This window comes from Okeania sp. SIO2F4, from assembly GCF_010672385.1.
GTDB lineage: Bacteria > Cyanobacteriota > Cyanobacteriia > Cyanobacteriales > Microcoleaceae > Trichodesmium.
Window position 1 is genome coordinate 1 of the sequence record NZ_JAAHGT010001183.1, and the last position, 2,489, is coordinate 2,489.

Sequence of the window (2,489 nt, forward strand, 5' to 3'; positions counted from 1 at the left end):
TCTTAAATGATGTACCAGTATTAGATGGTGGATTTGCCATATTTGGTAATGTAATAGATGGGTTAGATGTCATAGAAGAAGTAGAATTAGGTGATAGTATTACTGCTGCTAGAGTTACCCAAGGAATAATTCCTAGTCGAGTTTCACAAATTATTACTGATACATCCCTGCTCAATAATTTTATTAATATTGTTAATCGTGCTAATATTCCATTGTCTATTGATTTTTTTCAAGTGTTAACAGAAGGAGATGATATTTTTGAAATTCCCACGGAATTATCTCAAGAAGTATTTGGTGTATTGGGATTGGAAGGAAATGATGAAATTACAGGTTCAATAATTAATGATGTTATTAATGGTAATCAGGGAGATGATAGTTTAGATGGTAGGGATAGTTCCGATTATCTTCGGGGTGGAAAAGGATTAGATTTATTATCTGGCGGTCTGGATGATGATATTTTGAATGGTAATTTAGATAGTGATATTTTATTTGGTGATGAAGGAAATGATTTTTTACGAGGTGGTAAAGATAGTGATGTATTAACTGGTGGAGAAGGAAATGATATTCTAATTGGTGATGCTGGTACAGATAATTTGCTAGGGGAAGCAGGTGCAGATACTTTTGTTTTGGCGGTCATTGACAATGAAGAAGATAATGCTGATACGATAGAAGATTTTAATTTTTCGGAAGGGGATAGAATTGGTGTTTCGGAGCCAATATCTTCTCTATCTTTTACTCAAGAAGGTGATAGTACGGTCATTCAAATAGAAGCTGAAGAAGCAGAAAATAATATTATTCTTGGTACTGTAAATAATTCAGTGGTAGAAGAAGTTAGAAGTGCGACTTTCTTTTTTGATTTTACTGCTATTTCTGTGCCTGATGGACTACCTTTTGGAGATGCAGCTTTGAGAATTGGATAATTAATTTTAGTGGAGGATTGATGTAGGAAAGGTATTGAATTGGCGACTTAAATAATAGGTTGGGAAAATTGATTTTACTTTTGATTTTCCCAACTTAATTTATAAGATATAGCAATCCGCGCATAGGTTGTAACAATTCACAAACTAGAAATAAACTCCGAAACCTTTACCCATTAACCATTCCCTCCATACCTCCATACCAAAACGTGGCAAGATTTTTGACACGAATAAAATAGGATTGCTATATAGGGTTTCTCAGTCTAATGATGTACACCTATCTTTAATTTGTATTCTATTCCCTGTTCCCTAAAACCAACGAATTTTGTACCTCAAGCTTCTTGGGAATTACTATAAAAAGAATAAGAAGGAAAAAGAGGAATCAAGGTCAAGTATTTTGGTTTGAAACTTCTATCTTTTATATCAAATTCAAGCATAGGCAGTTACATCTTAAGCATGTGATTTATTACTACAATAAAAAATATATAAATTCCATAAATTATAAAAATTAAACATTTTTTCCTCTTGATTTATTATGTTTTTATTTTCCGGTTCCCTATTCCCTGTTCCCTGTTACCGAGAAATTGTGGGTATGCGCCTCCCCTTGGATAGGAGAAAAAAGCGGTCCTTGGATGGCGAGGTCTCCTCGCTTGCCTCCAATCTCCCCTTGAGAAGAAAAAATTTTTCATAATTAGTCAATCCTATCCGTTTTCAAGGAGAGGTAATTATTAATTATTAATTATTAATTATTAATTATTAATTGTATCGTGACTGTAGCAAGATTTTATGAAAATGGTATTATTATAGTTTAAATATTGCCACGCAAGAGTTAAAAATTGGGAATAGTAAAAATTATTAAAACGGGTTTAAATCCCTTTTTTTATTGAAATTTTGCCTTTATTTTCAGAACTATTGTAGGCAGTCAAATTATAAATGGAATATAATGGAGTTACAAATTATGTACAACTAAGGTGTTAAAAGCAAATGAACGAAAGTCTAGCACAAGAAACACAAGATACAGAAGAGTTAGGAACAGAAGACTTTTTAGAACAACTAGGCTTACCGCAGTTAGATGGTGAGGTAACAGTAGAAATAGTCGTAGAAAAATCCCCAGAGGAAGAAGAAACAGTCTCACAGACAGAAACTTCTGAAGAAGAAGGAGCTGATACAATTGGCGACGAAGAGTCGTCAGAAGAAGAGGAAGAAACTTCTGAAGAAGAAGAAGCAGATTCAACTGGGGACGAAGAGTTGTCAGAAGAGGAGGAAGATGATGAAACCTCTGAGGATGAGGAAGAAGAAACTGCTCAAAGAAGTAAAATTACAGTTCAACTTAATACCAGTGCTGCGCCAGTAACAGCAGCTAACTTTGCTGACTTGGTAGAGACAAATTTCTATGATGCTCTGGCATTTCACCGACTTGTAGATGGGTTTGTGGCTCAAGTAGGCGATCCTGCGAGCCGAGATACAACTATTCTTGCAGAACTAAGAGAATTAGGCTCAGGACAATATATTGAACCTGCCACAGGTGTAGCACGAACAATACCTTTAGAAATTAAAGTAAAAGATGGAGAA

At 34.6% G+C, this 2,489-nt stretch carries 2 protein-coding genes; both read left to right on the forward strand.

From position 1 onward, the window contains the following. Positions 1 to 920 (forward strand): calcium-binding protein (locus F6K22_RS38630; RefSeq protein WP_293110211.1); only part of this gene is annotated, 920 nt, incomplete at its 5' end. Between the two features lie 981 nt (positions 921 to 1,901). Then, positions 1,902 to 2,489 (forward strand): peptidylprolyl isomerase (locus F6K22_RS38635; RefSeq protein ID WP_293110213.1); only part of this gene is annotated, 588 nt, incomplete at its 3' end.